We start from the raw sequence: 1243 nt of genomic DNA on the forward strand, positions 1-1243 counted from the left end.
ACTAGCAAATGTCTATCTGTTTTTTCCATTTGCATTGGGAATGTGCCGTACTGAGCAAAATCGTGTACCCAAACTACCTTTAAGGTTTTTCTATCCAATACCGCCACTTTGTTGCGTGGTTGTGCACCAAAGAAAATTTTATCATAGAAATAGATATAGTCATCATCAAAACGAGTATCTCCAACACTTGATACACCATGTCTATCAAACTCTTCTCGTAAATCAATAAAGGTAGCTTCGAAGTTATTGGTGTTTATTTCTCTGTATTGACAATTTCCTAATGAAATTATTTTTTCCTGTTTAACATCTATTTGTCCCCCACTCATTACTTTTTGGGTATAATAGTCTTTGTTGTATTTATAAGGTTGTCCCAATAAAGCTAATTGTTCGCCTGTTTCAACATCTAATACCAAATGCTGTGATGTGTTTAAGGAAACCCATAGCTGCTTATCTATAACTCCAGTGAAGGCTTTATTAGAATTGTGTAACATTACATTTTCATCTTTCCCATATTGATTTTTTACTTTAGGGTAGCCTTCAAAACTATATGTCCATAGGTACTTTTTAGATGAAGGCTCAAAGCGAACAATGGTATTTTCTGGGTTAAAAAAGACAAAATTGTTTATAAATGTTCTAAAACCTAAACCTATTTCTGTTTCAATTAGTTTGTCATTTTCTAAATCATAAACCCCAGCAACTCCAAGCCACCTCTTATTTTCGAGGTCATAATTCAATTCTTTGTTTGCTTCAACATATCTCGAATTAAAAGCCCGAGAAGTAAATAAGTTGTATTCCATTTTAATTAAAATAGAATTATCAATCTTAAATGTTAAACCACTATTTGCTACTAAATATGTAACATTTAAATATGAATAACCTGATTGAAAATTTTCATTAACTAAGTATTTTTGATTATTACCTTCAATAAAAAACTGATTATTTTTAATTGTTTGATAATAATAAGCCTCTTTATTTGAAGACAAGAGGCGATTTACATGCTTAATTTGCTTTTCTATTTTATACATATTTAAGGAACTATTGAAACAAAGTTAAATAACGAATTTTTCCAAAAATTAGAGTCATTACAAGCATTTCTTAAAATCACATCCGATGATATGGGTAGCCCGTTATACGAAAATTGTCCAAAAAACACTTGATTGACATTGTAGAAACCTGTAGGGTCTGATTTTAATAGTGTTACAAACTTCTTTTTGGCTTCTTCAAGAGTAAGTTTATCGGAATT

The 1243-nt window shown here is 30.5% G+C and carries 2 protein-coding genes; both read right to left on the reverse strand.

Going from position 1 to position 1243, the window contains the following annotated elements; all coding sequences use genetic code 11:
* A partial coding sequence (locus GVN22_RS27305) for a hypothetical protein (protein WP_166554154.1) occupies positions 1–1025 on the reverse strand: 1025 nt, incomplete at its 3' end.
* 2 nt (positions 1026–1027) lie between these two features.
* Positions 1028–1243 (reverse strand): hypothetical protein (locus GVN22_RS27805; protein ID WP_205691066.1); only part of this gene is annotated, 216 nt, incomplete at its 5' end.

Origin of the sequence: Cellulophaga sp. BC115SP (assembly GCF_009905545.1) — a bacterium.
Classification (GTDB): Bacteria; Bacteroidota; Bacteroidia; order Cytophagales; family Spirosomataceae; genus Flectobacillus; species Flectobacillus rivi.